This is a genomic window from Actinophytocola sp., assembly GCF_045807065.1.
In the GTDB taxonomy this organism is placed as follows: Bacteria; Actinomycetota; Actinomycetes; order Mycobacteriales; family Pseudonocardiaceae; genus Actinophytocola.
Genome location: NZ_JBJMIE010000357.1, coordinates 1 through 15,623, shown reverse-complemented (window position 1 = coordinate 15,623; position 15,623 = coordinate 1). Strand labels below are relative to the sequence as shown.

Sequence of the window (15,623 nt, the reverse complement as noted above, 5' to 3'; positions counted from 1 at the left end):
CTACTGCGTACTCCGTTGTGGATGATCGGTCAACGCCAGTCCACCACCTCACGCATGAGCCCCGGATGACGCCGGCGAGCATAGGCGGCGTACTCCGTCATGTGCTCACGCATGAGCTCCTCGGCCCGCGCGACATCGCCCGAGGTGACCGCCTCCGCGATCGCGGTGTGGACCCCCAACACCGCGGCGCGCCGCGACTTGGGGAACAGCGGCGGCGACAGGCGGTCGCGCAGGATGTCGGTGAGCGACTGCCCGAACAGGGTCATGACCGGGTTCCCGGACATGGCGGCCACCAGCCGGTGGAAGTCGTCGGCGTCGCGCGCGTACTCGTCGTCGTCGGTGCGGGACGTGCCCGTGAATCGCGCCAGCTCGGCGACGAGCTGCGGGTCGCGGTGCTGCGCGGCCAGGGCGGCGAGCATCGGCTCCATCACGATCCGCGCGTCGACGAGATCGGCGAAGGTCACACCGTCCATCTGGAAGTACAGCGTGGCCATCCGGCCGAAGTTCTCCGTGTGGACCTGGTCGACGGTCGGCCCGCCACGCGGACCGGGCTTGATCGAGATCAGCCCGTGCACCTCGAGGATCCGCAACGCCTCCCGCAGCGAGCCGCGGCCCACGCGGTACTCCTCCAGCATCTTGGCTTCCGGCGGCAGCTGCGTGCCCGGCGTCAGCTCCTCGGCGCCGATCCGGCGGACTATGTCGCGCGCGATCGCCTCTGACACCTTGTCGCTGCGTCTGACCGGCCTCCTGGGCGTCCCCGCGCCTGTTGCTGCCACTCGCACATGTTAGCGACATTTGACAGATTGTCTGCGGTTTTCGTCAGTCTTTTTTCCGCGGCCGGGGGAACAATCCACTGGCGCGTGCCAGGTATTTGGCATAGACGGGTCCGCCGGGCCCGAATCGACTTCTCGGGCAATGGTTTGCCGGGCCCTGTGGTGAGAAGGAGCATAATCGCTGCCGGCCCCACGGCCGTTACAAGCCCCGGCCAATCGGGCCAGGCCGGCACAAGAAATCCCCGCCGGACACACGCGTCGGCGAAATAGTTGGGATGGCCGGCGTAGCGCCGCAGGCGGGTGTCGAGCACCTTCCCTTGGTCGGCGGCTCGGCCGCCCTGGGCGTTCCCCGTCACCTCGACACGAAGCCGACCAGCCACAACGGCTCCATGTGCCGTCGCCTTGGCGCGTAGCAGCGACACGGTCCCCGACCGCGGGCCGGTAAATAGTATACCGAATACAGGACGTAGATGTTGGGATTTCCCGACACGGGACATAGCGGCGATCTTTCCGGATTGCCGCGCCCGCGCGAGCCGCGGTCCCCAGGGGGGGGCCCCGGGGTCCGTTCGCGAGCACGGCGGTTACCACATCGATGAGCACGAAACCCAGGCCTCACACCACATCTACTCCGTGAGGTCGCCGCCTGCGGGCACCGGCCGCGAATGCGGCGAGCATCAGCACGAGCACCGGTCCGGCGGCGCGGGTTCACGGGCATTCCCGCCGGTTGTCCAGCACGACAACCGGGCCGGCGTCCGGACCCGCCCCTTCCCCCGTCCCAGGTCCGGACGCCGATCGGGAGGGCCGCACCGAGTGTCTGCTCCAACGCGCGAGCCAGGTACAGCGCGTTGCCCACCTCAGATTCCTCTTCGCCCTCGGCAGGAGTTCGGTGCGCCGCGCGGCGCGGATTGGATCCGTCCGGAGATCGTTCCGCGCCGGGCATCGGGCGAGGCCGCGGAGATAGTGGTCATGGTCGGGCGCGGGAGTAGCCGGGCTTACCGCCGTGCGGATTCCACGGTGCGGAACCTGCCAGTTCGTGTGTCCTTTTTGGACGGTTGGTGATCTCGCCTGCGTGAGGCGGTGCCTCGGGTTTGTGCGACGTCGGCTTTCGGTGCGGTATACATGGCCGGTGGCTGGGAGAGCCCGGGTCCGGGGCTTCTTTCTCAGAGCGTGATCAGCAGTAGGGCCAGTAGGCCGACGACGGTGACGGCGGCGGTGAGGACCAGGGCTGGGAGGGCTGCGGCGACGGGGTGCCGCTGTTCCAGGCGGCGTTGGGCTCGGCGGTAGCGGTCGTGTGACCAGGCCAGGAATCCCACGGCCAGGAGGGCTGCGGTTATTGCCGCGGCTACTGCCCAGGGGTGGTTTTTCTGGATGGCCAGGCGGCCGGTCAGTAGGGCGCAGCCGGCCAGGCCCAGGCCGGTTCTGGTCCAGGCCAGGGAGGTTCGTTCGTTTTGGACTCCTGGGGGTGGGCTCATGTCGCCTCTGGTGCTCGTCGTCTCTCGTCGTCTCTCGTCGTCTCTCGTCGTCCTCGAGTGCGTGGGTTGGGTGCCGGGTGCCGGGTGTTCGGTGGGTTTGGTGGTGCGCGCCTCGTCCCAGGTGTTCGGTGGTGGCGGCGGGATTGTACGGGCGGCGACTCACGCGTCAAGGGCGCCTTCGGCGTCGGGCTTCGCCCGATGACGGCCTGGCGGCCGTCACCCTTGACCCGCGAGCCTCCGCCGCCCTGGGCAGGCCCCTTTCGGGGGCAGGCTGGCGCCTGCCTGCCTTGCCCCCGCCACCACCACCGAACTGCCTAGCGGGGAAGTCTGTTTCGCCACTTTGGCCACAGGGCTCGGGTCGCCTTCGCCACTTTGACGACGGGGCTTGGGTCGGTTCCGTCACCTTGGGCACGGGGCTGGGTCCGGCTCCGTCACCTTGGCATGGGGCTTGGGTCGTGTTTGTCACCTTGGCGACTGGGCTGGGTCCGGCTCTGTCACCTCGGCCACCGGGCCTGGGTCCGGGTTCGTCGCCCTGCCGCCGGGCTTGCTCCCCTTCGCTGGCATGGCGACGGGGGCATGGGCTCGGCTCGGTCACCTTGGGCGCGGAGCCTGGTCCCACTCCATCACCTCCGCCACCGAGCCTGGGTCCGGTTCCATCGCCCTGGCCACGAGCTGGGGTCCCCTTCACCCGGCTTGACCACAGGGCATGCGGTGTCTTCGTCATCCTGGCGGGGCCACTGTGGAACCACCGCGTGTCAGTGCGGGTTTGCTATCACCAGCAGGATGAAGATGGCCAGTGCCGCTGTGGCCACGCCGTAGGAGAGCCATGGGGCTATTCGCGGGGTGGGGAGCGGCCTTCGCTCTCGTATGGCTTCTTCGGCTCTCAGCCATCTTCGGAAGGCCAGTGCGCTTGTCGCCACGCCGGCCAGCACCATCAGGCCGGCCAGGACCTGGCGCAGGCCCGGTACCGCCAGGGGTGGTGCGAACGCCTCCAGGCCGATGCCCGCGGCCAGCAGTGCCAGGGCCGTGCGGATCCATGCCAGGAACGTTCGTTCGTTGGCGAAGCTGAACCTCGGGTCCGGGTCCTCGCCGTGTTCTCTCAGTTTGGTTGGCCAGCTCATCCTGCCCACTCAGCCGCCGGCGGTCCTGTCGCGCACGTCCTGACCGTATCCTGATCGGCATGCGCGTGACGATCGCCGAGGTCGCCAGACGGGCACGGGTCAGCAAGACGACCGTGTCGCGTGTGCTCAACAACAAGGGCGAGGTGGACGCGGCCACGGCGATCCGCGTGCGGGAGGTCATCGCCGCCACCGGGTACACGCCCAGTGCGCGGGCGGTCGGGCTGGCGCGTGGGCGGGCGCAGACGGTCGGGATGCTGGTGCCCGGGCTGACCTGGCCGTGGATGGGCGACGTGCTGCAGGGCGTCGCCGACGTGCTGGAGGCGCAGGGCTACGGGCTGCTGCTGCACACCGTGAACCGCGGTGAGGAGTCGCTGGAGCGGTTCGCGCGGCACGTGTCGGCCAGTGCGTTCGACGGGTTGCTGCTGGTCGTGCCGCCGGAGGCCCTGCCGTACGTCACCAGCCTGCACGAGTCCGGGCTGCCGGTCGTGATGATCGACGACCGCGGGCACCACCCCGGCTTCCCGTCCGTCGCGACGAGCAACGGCGTGGGCGGGCGGGACGCGGCCGCCCACCTGCTGGCGTTGGGCCGGGAGCGGCTCGCCATGGTGACGGGGCCGGCCGACTTCGGCTGCACCCGCGACCGCACGGCGGGCTTTCAGGCCATGGCCGGCGGCGTGCGGGTGGTGGAGGGCGACTTCACGCGTGAGTCCGGCCAGTCGGCGGTCGCCGAGCTCCTTGCCCGCGGCCGGTTCGACGGCGTGTTCGCGCACAACGACCTGATGGCGGTCGGCGTCCTGGACGGCCTGCGTGCCGCCGGGCTCGCGGTGCCGCACGACGTCGCGGTGATCGGCTTCGACGACATCGCCATCGCCGCCCACACCCAACCGGCGCTGACCACCATCCGCCAACCGTCCCGGGAGATGGGTGAGGCCGCGGCGACCATGCTGCTCTCCCACCTCGACGGCGCGCCCCTCCCGGACAGGCCACAGGTGCTGCCGACCTCCCTGGTGATCCGCGAGAGCGCGCCAGCGGCCTGAGCGACGGCGGGACGCGGGTTGACGGGCGTGTTGCCTCCTTGTTAAATGCATCACAGGTTCGGAACCGGTTCCGGTACCGGTTTCGCACCTGTCATGCCGGACCGTCCCTGCTCCCCTGAATCGATTCCAGGTGGTCCTATGAAACGCCCGCCCGTCCCCCGGCGGCTGCTCGTCGCCATCGCCTCCTTCGTCACCGCGGCGGCGACCGTCGTCGTCGTGCCCGGTGCTGGTGCCGTGCCCGGTGCCAGTGCCGCGCCGCTCGCCTGCGGCACGACCAACGCCGCGCTCAACCGGCCCGCAACCACCTCGTCCACCGAGAACGCCGGCACCCCGGCCAGTGCCGCCGTCGACGGCAACACCGGCACCCGCTGGTCCAGCGCGTTCAGCGACCCGCAGTGGCTGCAGGTCGACCTCGGGTCGACCAAGCAGGTCTGCCGGGTCGGCCTCAACTGGGAGGCGGCCTACGGGCGCGCCTTCCAGCTCCAGGTGTCCACCGACGCCAGCAACTGGACCACGGTCTACTCCACGACCACCGGCGCCGGCGGCAACCAGACGCTCGACGTCACCGGCAGCGGCCGCTACCTGCGCGTCTACGGCACCACCCGTGCCACCCAGTACGGCTACTCCCTCTGGGAGCTGAGTGTGTTCACCGACGACGGCGGCACCGGCCCGGTCGTCCCGCCGACGGACCCGCGTGCCCCGGACTTCGGCCCGAACGTGTTCGTCTTCGACCCGTCGACACCGCAGAGCACGATCCAGTCGCGGCTCAACACCATCGCGAGCACGATGCGGACCAACCAGTTCGGCACGCAGCGCTACGCCGTCCTGTTCAAGCCCGGCACCTACAGCGCCGACGTCGACCTCCGCTTCTACACCCAGGTCGCCGGTCTCGGCCTGCTGCCGGACCAGGTCAACATCAACGGCCACGTGCGTGTCGAGGCCGACTGGCTCCAGCAGGGTGACAACCCGAACAACCTCGGCAACGCCACGCAGAACTTCTGGCGCTCCGCCGAGAACATGTACGTCCACCTCCCGGCCGGACAGGTCGAGCGCTGGGCCGTCTCGCAGGCCGCGCCCTACCGGCGCATGCACCTGAGCGGGCAGATCCAGCTCTGGAACGGCGGCGACGGCTGGGCGTCCGGTGGGCTGATCGCCGACTCCCAGATCGACGGCCTCACCGTGTCCGGCTCGCAGCAGCAGTTCCTCACCCGCAACAGCGACCTGCGCGGCGGCTGGAGCGGCTCGGTCTGGAACATGGTGTTCACGGGCACGACCGGGGCACCCGCGCAGCACTTCCCCGACCCGTCCCACACAGTCGTCGACACCTCGCCGAAGATCAGGGAGAAGCCCTTCCTGTACTTCGACGGCACCGAGTACCGGGTGTTCGTGCCGGCACTGCGGGAGAACGCCCGCGGCACGTCCTGGTCGAGCGGCAACCCCGCCGGCACGTCGATCTCGCTGGCCGACTTCTTCATCGTGAAGGAGGGCACGCCGGCCTCGACCATCAACGCCGCGCTGGCACAGGGCAAGCACCTGCTGTTCGCACCCGGCGTCCACCACCTGAACGACACGATCCGCGTCACCAACCCGAACACGGTCGTGCTGGGCCTCGGGCTCGCCACGCTCACGCCGGACACCGGTCTGCCGGCCATCTCCGTGTCCGATGTGGACGGTGTGAAGCTCGCGGGTCTGCTGGTCGACGCCGGCGCGCAGAACTCACCCGTGCTGGTGGAGATGGGCCCGAGCGGGTCGAGCGCGAGCCACTCGGCGAACCCGTCCTCGCTGCACGACGTGTTCTTCCGCGTGGGCGGCCAGCACGCCGGCAAGGCGACGGTCTCCCTGCGGATCAACTCGAAGGACGTGATCGGTGACCACATGTGGCTGTGGCGCGCCGACCACGGGACCGGCGTCGGCTGGAACACGAACACCGCGCAGAACGGCCTGGTGGTCAACGGCGACAACGTGATCATGTACGGGTTGTTCGTCGAGCACTACCAGCAGTACAACGTGCTCTGGAACGGCAACAACGGCCGGACGTACTTCTTCCAGAACGAGATGCCCTACGACCCGCCCGACAACGCCACTTGGGGCTCCAGCGGCGGCGGGTCGCTCGGCTGGGCCTCCTACAAGGTGGCCGACTCGGTGACCACGCACGAGGCGTGGGGCCTGGGCGTGTACTGCTTCTTCAACACCAACAACGCGGTGACCGCGAGCCGCGGCTTCGAGGCGCCGAACCGGTCGGGTGTCCGATTCCACGACCTGGTCACGGTTTCCCTCGGTGGCGTCGGCACGATCAACCACGTCATCAACGACACGGGTGACGTGGCGAACCAGCCGCACCAGGTGAGCTACCTGGTCAACTATCCCTAGATGGCGGGAACCTGGGGTCGGACCCGCGGGTCCGACCCCAGGTTCAGCAACGCCTCGACCGGGAGGGTGGCCGCGCCGATGGCCACCGCGTCCTGGCCCAGCTCGCAGAGGACTATCGACGTCTGCTCGTAGGCGTGGCGCAGGGCGTGGGCGGCCGTCGCGGTGCGGATCTCCGGCAGCAGCCGCGAACCCAGCGCCACGCCGGCCCAGCCGCCGAGGACGATCCGCTCGGGGTTGAACAGGTTGACCAGGTTGGCGATCCCGGCACCGAGGTAGCCGACGGTGTCCGCGACCACACCCGCCGCCGTGGTCGACCGCTCCACCGACTCGAGGAGGAAGTCCAGTTGGGACGGTTCGTCCTCACGCGGGATCGCCCTGCCGCCACGGGCTTTCCGGTACCGGTCGAGGATGCCCTCCGCACCGACGTACGCCTCGAGGCAGCCGAGCGCGCCGCAGCGGCACGGCCGGCCGCCGAAGGAGAGCGTCGTGTGGCCCCACTCCCCCGCGCTACTCGTCGCGCCGCGGTAGGTCGTGCCGTCGGTGATCACCGTGGCGCCGACGCCCGAGCCGATCAGCGCGATCACCGCGTGCCGGGTGCCGCGCCCGGCGCCGAACCACATCTCGGCCTGTCCCAGCGTCTTCGCGCCGTTCTCGACGAAGAACGGCGCCCTGACACCCTCCGCGTGCACCAGCTCGGCCAGCGCGACGCCGTCCCAGCCGATGGTCTGGGCGTGCACCCGTGCCGTCGCGCCCTGCTCGACCGTGCCCGGCACGCCCATGCCGACGCCGATCACGGTCTCCTCGGCGACGTCGGCCGAGGCCAGCAGCTCGCGGAAGCCCTCCGCGATCAGCCTGCCGACCACCGCGGCCGCCGGCAGGTCGCCGTCCAGCGGGCGGATGACCGTGGCCAGCCGGGTCATCGCGAGGTCGAACACCTCCATGGTCACGCCGGTCTCGCCGACGTCGATGCCGACCACGTGCCCGTAGGACGGGTTCACCCGCAGCAGCACCCGCGGCCGGCCGCCGTCGGACTCCACGAGCCCCGCCTCGACCACCAGGCCGTCGTCGATCAGCTCGCCGACCACGTTGCTGACCGTCGCGGCCGACAGGCCGGTGTGCCCGCCCAGCTCGTGCCGGGACAGCGGGCCCTCGAAGAACAGCGTGGACAGCAGTGTCGAGCGGTTGCGTCTGCGCAGGTCACGAACCGTCGCACGTCTCGGCCGCATGAGCACCGTCCCTTCGAAGACCACCGCGCCAGCCTAACCAAGCGTTGCGCGGAGGACTTTATTCGAGTCTTCAAATAAGTCTAAGTTCGTTACCTGTCCGTTATTGACGTGACCACGGTCACCGAGTTGACTCCGGGACCAGGCGTGGAGACACGGCACGCTCGCTCAGAAGTCGTTGCTGGCGTTTCCCTTCCTCGACAAAGGAGTCCGGTGTACATGCGACTCAGGCGAAAGGCCGTGTCCGTCGGCGCGGCGTTACTCCTCCTGTCCGGCGTGGCGGCCTGCGGTGACGGCACCACGGGCGGCGCCGCGGGCAATCCGGACGGCGTGCTCAACGTCGGCATGCCGAACGGCCCGCAGACGGAGAACCACAACCCGTTCCTGCCGTCCAGCGCCAGCAACTCGCTCGGCTACCGGTGGGCGCTCTACGAGCCGCTCGTGATGTTCAACCAGGTGAAGCCCGCCGAGGACGGCAAGCCCTGGCTCGCCACGAAGTGGACCTGGTCGGACAACTACCGCAAGCTCGAGCTGACCATCCGCGACGGCGTGAAGTGGTCCGACGGCCAGCCGCTGACCGCCGAGGACATCGCCTACACCTTCACGCTGCTGAAGAACACCAAGGCACTGAACATCAACGCCATCCCGTACGACCAGATCAGCGTCGACGGCGACAAGGTCACCGCCACCTTCACGACCCCCCAGTTCGTGAACCAGATGGACATCCTGACCCAGACCCCGATGGTGCCCAAGCACCAGTGGGAGAAGATGTCCAACCCGGCCACCGACCCCGTCAAGAACCCGGTCGGCAGCGGCCCCTACACGTTGAAGACGTTCACCCCGCAGACCGTGACGCTGGACGTGCGCAAGGAGTACTGGCAGGACCTGCCGAAGGTCAAGGAGCTGCGCTACACGTCGTACAACGACAACAACGCGCAGACCACGGCGCTGGCCAACGGCTCGTCCGAGTGGGCGTTCACGTTCATCTCCAACTACCAGACCGTCTACGTCAACAAGGACCCGCAGCACCACAAGCTGTGGTTCCCGCCGGTGCTCGGCATCCACGGCCTGTTCCTGAACACCCAGCTCAAGCCGTTCGACAACCCGGCGCTGCGCCGCGCGATGAACATGGTGATCAACCGCGGGGACGTGTTCAAGCAGGGCGAGTCGGGCTACTTCTACCCCCAGGTCAAGAACGTCACGGGCCTGCCGACGCCGGCGGGCGAGCCGTTCCTCGCCGACGCCTACAAGAGCAAGAGCTTCAAGGTCGACGTCGCGGGCGCCAAGAAGGAGCTGACGAACGCGGGCTTCACCTTCCAGGGTGACAAGCTGGTCGACCCGACCGGCAAGCCGGTGAAGATCACGCTGTCGAACCCGGCCGGCTGGTCGGACTACATCACCACGCTCGAGATCATCAAGGACAACCTGTCCGAGATCGGCATCGACGCCACGGTCGACAAGGCCAACGAGGACACCTGGACGTCGAACATCGACACCGGTCAGTTCGAGGGCGCGATGCACTGGACCAACAACGGCGCGACCCCCTACGACATCTACGAGTCCATGATGGACGGTGCGCTGTACAAGCCGACGGGCCAGTCCGGCGTCAACGGCAACTGGGGCCGCTTCCAGAACGCGGACGCGACCGCGGCGCTCAACCAGTACGCCAACGCCCCGGACGACGCGACCCGCAAGGCCGCGATGGACGAGCTGCAGAAGATCTACGTCGAGCAGGCACCGGTCCTGGTGACCGGCGCGGCCAACGCGGGCGGCGAGTACAGCACGAAGAACTGGGTCGGCTGGCCCGACGACAGCAACCAGTACGCGCCTGCGCAGCCGACGCAGCCGAACGCCCTCGACATCATCCTCCACCTCAAGCCGGCCTGATGACGGTCACCGACCGGCCCGCCGCCGCCACCGACACGGTGTTGGCGGCGGTGGGCCTCACCAAGCACTTCCCCATCCGCCGCCGTCTCCGGACCCTGTTCGGGCAGCGGCGGGCGGTCCACGCCGTCGAGGGCGTGGACCTTGCGCTTCGGCGGGGCCGGGTCACCGCGATGGTCGGCGAGTCGGGTTCCGGCAAGTCGACCGTCGCACGGCTGCTGGCGCAGCTGGTGCCGCAGACGTCCGGCGAGGTGCTGCTGCACGGCTCGCCGGTCCGGGCCTCCCGCCGGGGGTTCCGGGCGTACTGCCGGCGGGTGCAGATGGTGTTCCAGGACCCGTTCGCGTCGCTGAACCCCGTGCACACCGTGCGGTACCACCTGACGCGGGCACTGAGGATCCACCACAGCGACGTCTCCCCGGAGGAGCTGCTGACGAGGGTGGCGCTCACCCCGCCGGAGCGGTTCCTGCCGAAGTTCCCGCACGAGCTGTCCGGCGGGCAGCGGCAACGCGTGGCGATCGCCCGCGCCCTGGCGGCGGGACCGGAGGCGTTGCTGGCGGACGAGCCGGTGTCCATGCTGGACGTGTCCATCCGGCTGGGCGTGCTGAACCTGCTGCGGGACCTGCGGGACCGGCTCGACCTGGCGATCCTCTACATCACCCACGACATCGCGTCGGCCCGGTACTTCGCGGACGAGGTGCTCGTGATGTACGCGGGCCAGGTGGTCGAGGGTGGCGGCGGCGAGGCGGTGACGCAGCACGCGGCGCACCCGTACACCCAGCTGCTGATCGCGTCGGCGCCCGACCCGGACCGCATCCTCGGCGACGCGTCCGACGTGAAGGACGGCGGTACGGGCGAGCCACCGAGCCTGATCGACCCGCCCTCCGGCTGCCGCTTCCACCCCCGCTGCCCGCACGCGATGCCCCGCTGTGTGGCGGAGGCGCCGCCCCGGCTGCCGGTGGAGTCGAACGGCGAGGGCCCGCACTGGGCGGCCTGCTGGCTCTACGACACGCGGACGGCGGCGGAACAGGCACCGGAGGTGGGCGCCTGATGGGATACGTGCTGCGGCGCGTCGGGTTCTACCTCTTCACGGCGTGGGCCGCGATCACCATCAACTTCTTCCTGCCGCGCGTCATCCCGGGCGACCCGGTCCAGTCGCTGATCGCGCGGTCGCACGGGATGCTCGACACCTCGGCCATCCAGTCGCTCTACGTGCTGTTCGGGCTCAACACCGACAAGAGCATCGTCGCGCAGTACTTCGACTACCTCGGCCAGCTCTTCCGCGGTGACCTCGGGCTCTCGTTCACCTTCTTCCCGACGCCGGTGTCCGAGGTGCTCTCCGACAGCCTCCCGTGGACGCTCGGCCTCGTCGGTCTCACCACCGTGATCAGCTTCCTGCTCGGCACGCTGCTCGGCGTGCTCGCCGGCTGGTGGCGCGGGTCCTGGGCGGACCTGGCCATGCCGGTCACCACGTTCCTGTCGTCGATCCCCTACTTCTGGCTGGGGCTCATCGCCATCACGCTCTTCGCCGACGCGGGTGGACCGTTCCCGTCCTCCGGCGGCTACGACCCCGGGGTCGTCCCCAGCTGGGACATGGACTTCGTGTGGAGTGCCCTCTACCACAGCATCCTGCCGGCCATCACGATCCTGATCTCGTCGATGAGCGGCTGGGTCCTGTCCATGCGCAACATGATGCTCACGGTGTCCTCGGAGGACTACATCACCGTCGCCCACGCCAAGGGGCTGTCCGAGCGGCGGGTGATGTTCAGCTACGCGGCACGCAACGCCCTGCTGCCCAACGTGTCCGGCTTCGCCCTCTCGCTCGGGCTGATCGTCGGCGGCACACTGCTGGTGGAGATCGTCTTCTCCTACCCGGGCGTGGGGTTCCAGCTGTTCCAGGCGGTCGGCGCCAAGGACTACCCGCTCGTGCAGGGCATCTTCCTGGTGATCACCCTGTCGGTGCTGGCGGCGAACCTGGTCGCGGACCTCGTCTACCTCCTGCTCGACCCGCGCACCAGGAAGGAGGGCTGACATGGCACTGCCCACCGCGGACGTCATGCCGGTGGTGTCACCGGCACCGGCGAAGCGCCGGCGTCAGCTCAGGTTCCTCCGCAACCGCAAGGCCGTCATCGGGCTCGTGATCTTCGGGTTCTTCTGCCTGCTCGCGATCTTCGGGCCGGTGCTCGCGCCGTACGACCCCGGCAAGCGCGGCGACGAGCTGCTGGTCGGGCCGAACGGCGACCACTGGTTCGGCACCACGCACCTCGGCCAGGACCTGTTCAGCCAGATGCTCGACGGCTCGCGCAGCGTGATGCTCGTCGGGCTCGTCGCGGGCGTGGTGGCGACGGTGCTCGGCGTGGTGATCGGCGTGACGTCCGGCTACCTGTCGGGCGCCGGCGGGGAGAGCCTCTCCGCGCTGTCCAACGTGTTCCTGGTGATCCCGGCGCTGCCGCTGATCCTCATCATCACGCTGTCGCTGCCCGACACCGACGACATGACGATCGCGCTCGTGATCGGCTGCACGTCGTGGGCGTGGGGCGCGCGGGTGCTGCGGGCGCAGACGCTCTCCCTGCGGCGCAGGGACTACGTCGAGGCGGCCCGCGCGACCGGCGAGTCCACGTGGCGGATCATCGGGTTCGAGATCCTGCCGAACCTGACCGCGGTGATCGCGGCGAGCTTCATCGGCACGGTGATCTTCGCGGTGCTGAGTGAGATCACGCTCGCGTTCATCGGCGTGCCCGGCGTCTCCGAGTGGAACTGGGGCGCGATCCTGTTCTGGGCGCAGAGCCAGCAGGCGCTCGCCCAGGGCGCGTGGTGGTGGTTCGTGCCACCCGGCCTGGCGATCGCCCTGCTGGGCACGGGGTTGGCGCTGCTGAACTTCGGCATCGACGAGTACGTCAACCCGCGCCTGCGGTCCAGCGCCAGCACTCGGTCGGTCAAGATGCGCGTCGGCTTCACACCGGTGCTCTCGGGGAAGGAACGCCGATGAGCGGAGCGAACCGTCAGCCACAGGGCGAGCCGGTGCTGGAGATCCGCGACCTGAACGTCAACTACGGCCTCGGCGAGGAGGGCGTGCACGCGGTCCGGGACGTGAACCTCACGCTCCACCGCGGCGAGGTGCTCGGCCTGGCCGGGGAGAGCGGCTCCGGGAAGTCCACCCTGGCCTACGGCATGCTGCGCCTCCTGCCGCCGCCCGGGGTGATCACGGGTGGCAGCGTGCTGTACCACCCGCGGGACGGCGAGCCGGTCGACCTGCTCACGCTGTCGACGTCGAGGCTGCGCGGATTCCGCTGGTCGGAGATCGCGATCGTGTTCCAGGGCGCGATGAACTCGCTCAACCCGGTGCACACCGTCGCGACCCAGCTGTGCGACGTGATCGCCGCACACGAGCCGAGGACCACGCGATCGGCTCGGGTGGCCCGCGCGAAGGACCTGCTGAAGCTCGTCGGCATCAACTCCGACCGGCTGGGCAGCTACCCGCACCAGCTCTCCGGCGGCATGCGGCAGCGCGTGATGATCGCGATGGCGCTCGCGCTGGAACCACGCGTGGTCGTGATGGACGAGCCGACCACGGCCCTGGACGTCGTGATGCAGCGGCAGATCCTCGCGCAGCTGGTGGAGCTGCGGGAGCGGATCGGCTTCTCGGTGCTGTTCATCACGCACGACCTGTCCCTGCTGGTGGAGTTCTCCGACCGGATCGCGATCATGTACGGCGGCCGGATCGTCGAGTCCGCGCCCGCGGCGGAGCTGTACAGGCAGTCGCTGCACCCGTACAGCGACGGGCTGCTGCACTCGTTCCCGGCGCTGCACGGTCCGCGCCGCGAGCTGACCGGCATCCCCGGTTCGCCGCCGGACCTGCGGGCCATGCCGACCGGGTGCCCGTTCCACCCCCGCTGTCCCAGGGCGTTCGAGCCGTGCGACGACCAGATGCCCGCGTTGACACCGCAGGGAGACCGGGACCGGGAGGTGGCCTGCTGGCTGCACTCCGAACGGAGCTTGCGAAGTGAGCATCGTTCCCGAACGGAGCTTGCGGAGTGAGCATCATTCCAGCCAGCGAGTCGAGAACTGAGGAGGATCTTTGGACACCACAGTCGCAGTGGAGGCGACCGAGGAGGCGACGCTGATCGCGAGCCTGCCGGCGGACTTCCGGTGGGGCGTCGCGACCTCGGCCTACCAGATCGAGGGTGCGTACGACGAGGACGGCCGAGGACTGTCCATCTGGGACACCTACTGCCGGACACCCGGCATGGTCGACGGCGGTGACACCGGTGACGTCGCCTGCGACCACTACCACCGCATGCCGGCCGACATCGCACTGATCGCCTCGCTCGGCGTGGACGTGTACCGGTTCTCCGTCTCCTGGCCCCGCGTCCAGCCCAGCGGCCGCGGTCCGGCGAACGCCGCCGGTCTCGGCTTCTACGACCGGATGGTGGACGAGCTGCTGCGGTCCGGTGTCGACCCGTGGGTCACGCTCTACCACTGGGACCTGCCGCAGGAGCTGGAGGACGCCGGCGGCTGGCCGGAACGGGACACGGCCTACCGGTTCGCGGACTACGCGATGCTGGTGTTCGACCGGCTGCAGGACCGGGTCCGCACGTGGACCACGCTGAACGAGCCGTGGTGCTCGGCCATGCTCGGGTACTACGAGGGCAGGCAGGCCCCCGGCCGGCAGAACTTCGGGGACGCGATGGACGCCGTGCACCACCTGCTGCTGGGCCACGGCCTCGCGGCGCAGCGGATGCGGGCGGCCGCGACGGAGCCGATCGAGCTGGGCATCACGCTGAACATGGGCTCGGCGATGCCGGCGACGGAGAGCCTCGCGGACCAGGAGGCGACGCGGCGGGCCGACGGCCTCGGCGCCCGGATCTACCTGGACCCGTTGCTGCGCGGGCAGTACCCCGGCGACATCCTCGACGACCTGTCGTCACGCGGGATCAAGCTGCCGGTGATCGACGGCGACCTCGCGATCATCAGCGCGCCGATCGACGTGCTCGGCGTGAACTACTACTCGAGCTACCGGTACTCGGGCGTGGACGCCGACGGGCGGACGGAGGACGCGGAGGGCAACCCGGTCACCGAACAGGTGCCGCTCGGGCGCCCGGTGACGGCCATGGACTGGGAGATCGTGCCGGAGGGCTTCACGCAGCTGCTGGTGCGGCTGTCGCGGGAGTACCCGGGCGTCCCGCTGGTGATCACGGAGAACGGCGCGGCGTTCGACGACGAGCCCGACCCGTCGGGGTTCGTGGCCGACCACGACCGGACGGCGTACCTGTCGTCCCACATCGCGGCGGTGGCGGCGGCCCGGCAGCAGGGCGCGGACGTGCGCGGGTACTTCGCGTGGTCGCTGATGGACAACTTCGAGTGGTCGTACGGCTATGCGAAGCGGTTCGGCCTGGTGCACGTGGACTACGAGACGCAGGCCCGCACCCCGAAGCAGAGCGCACTCTGGTACCGGGACACCATCCACCGCGTGCGGGGACGCTGACCCCTACGCCACCCGGAGCTGCTCGCGCGGCGCCGACGCCGGTCGCGTCGGCGCCGCTCTGTCCGGTGTCGGTGCGAAGGCGCGTAGGCGGAGGCTGTTCGTGACCACGAAGACCGAGCTGGCCGCCATGGTCAGGCCTGCCAGCATCGGGTTCAGCAGGCCCGTCGCGGCCAGGGGGATCGCGGCCACGTTGTAGGCGAACGCCCAGAACAGGTTGCCCTTGATGTAGTTCTGTTTTGGGTGGTTTAGGGTTATTGTGT

General features: G+C 69.5%; 13 protein-coding genes and 1 pseudogene. 8 read left to right on the top strand and 6 right to left on the bottom strand.

Translation table 11 applies throughout. From position 1 onward, the window contains the following. Window positions 1-29: 29 nt before the first annotated feature. The 4 genes from ACJ73U_RS20765 to ACJ73U_RS20750 all read right to left on the bottom strand — a co-directional run bounded on the left by ACJ73U_RS20765 (window position 30) and on the right by ACJ73U_RS20750 (window position 3,366). Window positions 30-722, bottom strand: a complete 693-nt coding sequence (locus ACJ73U_RS20765; protein WP_407779321.1) for a FadR/GntR family transcriptional regulator — start codon at window positions 720-722, stop codon at window positions 30-32. Next, window positions 695-1,270 (bottom strand): DUF1295 domain-containing protein, encoded by a 576-nt coding sequence (locus ACJ73U_RS20760; protein WP_407779320.1) that lies wholly within the window; start codon window positions 1,268-1,270, stop codon window positions 695-697. Before ACJ73U_RS20760 ends, ACJ73U_RS20765 begins: the two co-directional genes overlap by 28 nt. 663 nt (window positions 1,271-1,933) lie before the next feature. Next, the gene (locus ACJ73U_RS20755) at window positions 1,934-2,245 is read right to left on the bottom strand and encodes a DUF202 domain-containing protein (RefSeq protein WP_407779319.1); all 312 of its coding nucleotides are present in this window, start codon (window positions 2,243-2,245) and stop codon (window positions 1,934-1,936) included. 755 nt (window positions 2,246-3,000) lie between these two features. Then, a complete protein-coding gene (locus tag ACJ73U_RS20750) occupies window positions 3,001-3,366 on the bottom strand; it encodes a YidH family protein (protein ID WP_407779318.1) in 366 nt (121 codons plus the stop codon). Window positions 3,367-3,425: 59 nt separating this feature from the next. On the opposite strand from ACJ73U_RS20750, the gene ACJ73U_RS20745 reads away from it, so the two are divergent. Beyond that, window positions 3,426-4,403: a LacI family DNA-binding transcriptional regulator gene (locus ACJ73U_RS20745; protein ID WP_407779317.1), complete on the top strand. Its 978-nt coding sequence runs from the start codon at window positions 3,426-3,428 to the stop codon at window positions 4,401-4,403. 138 nt (window positions 4,404-4,541) lie between these two features. Further along, window positions 4,542-6,773, top strand: a complete 2,232-nt coding sequence (locus tag ACJ73U_RS20740) for a discoidin domain-containing protein (protein WP_407779316.1) — start codon at window positions 4,542-4,544, stop codon at window positions 6,771-6,773. On the opposite strand, the gene ACJ73U_RS20735 is transcribed toward ACJ73U_RS20740, so the two are convergent. Then, window positions 6,770-7,999 (bottom strand): ROK family protein, encoded by a 1,230-nt coding sequence (locus ACJ73U_RS20735; protein ID WP_407779339.1) that lies wholly within the window; start codon window positions 7,997-7,999, stop codon window positions 6,770-6,772. The genes ACJ73U_RS20740 and ACJ73U_RS20735 overlap by 4 nt on opposite strands. Window positions 8,000-8,215: 216 nt before the next feature. Here ACJ73U_RS20735 and ACJ73U_RS20730 point away from each other — a divergent pair, with 216 nt between their 5' ends. Genes ACJ73U_RS20730 through ACJ73U_RS20705 form a run of 6 tightly spaced genes read left to right on the top strand, consistent with a single transcriptional unit; the run spans window position 8,216 to window position 15,363 of the window. Continuing rightward, window positions 8,216-9,883, top strand: coding sequence for an ABC transporter substrate-binding protein (locus ACJ73U_RS20730; protein ID WP_407779315.1), 1,668 nt, complete (start codon window positions 8,216-8,218; stop codon window positions 9,881-9,883). Beyond that, complete coding sequence (locus tag ACJ73U_RS20725) at window positions 9,883-10,929, top strand: ABC transporter ATP-binding protein (RefSeq protein WP_407779314.1); 1,047 nt, start codon at window positions 9,883-9,885, stop codon at window positions 10,927-10,929. Before ACJ73U_RS20730 ends, ACJ73U_RS20725 begins: the two co-directional genes overlap by 1 nt. Next, a complete protein-coding gene (locus tag ACJ73U_RS20720; protein ID WP_407779313.1) occupies window positions 10,929-11,909 on the top strand; it encodes an ABC transporter permease in 981 nt (326 codons plus the stop codon). The genes ACJ73U_RS20725 and ACJ73U_RS20720 overlap by 1 nt, the downstream gene beginning before the upstream one ends. A gap of 1 nt (window position 11,910) precedes the next feature. Further along, the gene (locus ACJ73U_RS20715) at window positions 11,911-12,867 is read left to right on the top strand and encodes an ABC transporter permease (RefSeq protein ID WP_407779312.1); all 957 of its coding nucleotides are present in this window, start codon (window positions 11,911-11,913) and stop codon (window positions 12,865-12,867) included. After that, entirely contained in the window at window positions 12,864-13,916 is a 1,053-nt protein-coding gene (locus ACJ73U_RS20710) for an ABC transporter ATP-binding protein (protein WP_407779311.1), read from the top strand. The genes ACJ73U_RS20715 and ACJ73U_RS20710 overlap by 4 nt, the downstream gene beginning before the upstream one ends. A 40-nt stretch (window positions 13,917-13,956) precedes the next feature. Beyond that, window positions 13,957-15,363 carry a GH1 family beta-glucosidase gene (locus ACJ73U_RS20705; RefSeq protein WP_407779310.1) on the top strand — a complete coding sequence of 469 codons (1,407 nt, stop codon included), beginning with the start codon at window positions 13,957-13,959 and terminating at the stop codon, window positions 15,361-15,363. Window positions 15,364-15,366: 3 nt separating this feature from the next. Here ACJ73U_RS20705 and ACJ73U_RS20700 read toward each other — a convergent pair. Next, window positions 15,367-15,623, bottom strand: a pseudogene (locus ACJ73U_RS20700) (heavy metal translocating P-type ATPase); the annotation flags it as partial.

What these genes read in the sequence shown, in the direction of transcription:
- ACJ73U_RS20760 (WP_407779320.1), bottom strand. Translation starts at nt 1,270, where the DNA reads ATGTCCCGTGTCGGGAAATCCCAACATCTACGTCCTGTATTCGGTATA.
- ACJ73U_RS20755 (WP_407779319.1), bottom strand. Translation starts at nt 2,245, where the DNA reads ATGAGCCCACCCCCAGGAGTCCAAAACGAACGAACCTCCCTGGCCTGG.
- ACJ73U_RS20750 (WP_407779318.1), bottom strand. Translation starts at nt 3,366, where the DNA reads ATGAGCTGGCCAACCAAACTGAGAGAACACGGCGAGGACCCGGACCCG.
- ACJ73U_RS20745 (WP_407779317.1), top strand. Translation starts at nt 3,426, where the DNA reads ATGCGCGTGACGATCGCCGAGGTCGCCAGACGGGCACGGGTCAGCAAG.
- ACJ73U_RS20740 (WP_407779316.1), top strand. Translation starts at nt 4,542, where the DNA reads ATGAAACGCCCGCCCGTCCCCCGGCGGCTGCTCGTCGCCATCGCCTCC.
- ACJ73U_RS20735 (WP_407779339.1), bottom strand. Translation starts at nt 7,999, where the DNA reads ATGCGGCCGAGACGTGCGACGGTTCGTGACCTGCGCAGACGCAACCGC.
- ACJ73U_RS20730 (WP_407779315.1), top strand. Translation starts at nt 8,216, where the DNA reads ATGCGACTCAGGCGAAAGGCCGTGTCCGTCGGCGCGGCGTTACTCCTC.
- ACJ73U_RS20725 (WP_407779314.1), top strand. Translation starts at nt 9,883, where the DNA reads ATGACGGTCACCGACCGGCCCGCCGCCGCCACCGACACGGTGTTGGCG.
- ACJ73U_RS20720 (WP_407779313.1), top strand. Translation starts at nt 10,929, where the DNA reads ATGGGATACGTGCTGCGGCGCGTCGGGTTCTACCTCTTCACGGCGTGG.
- ACJ73U_RS20715 (WP_407779312.1), top strand. Translation starts at nt 11,911, where the DNA reads ATGGCACTGCCCACCGCGGACGTCATGCCGGTGGTGTCACCGGCACCG.
- ACJ73U_RS20710 (WP_407779311.1), top strand. Translation starts at nt 12,864, where the DNA reads ATGAGCGGAGCGAACCGTCAGCCACAGGGCGAGCCGGTGCTGGAGATC.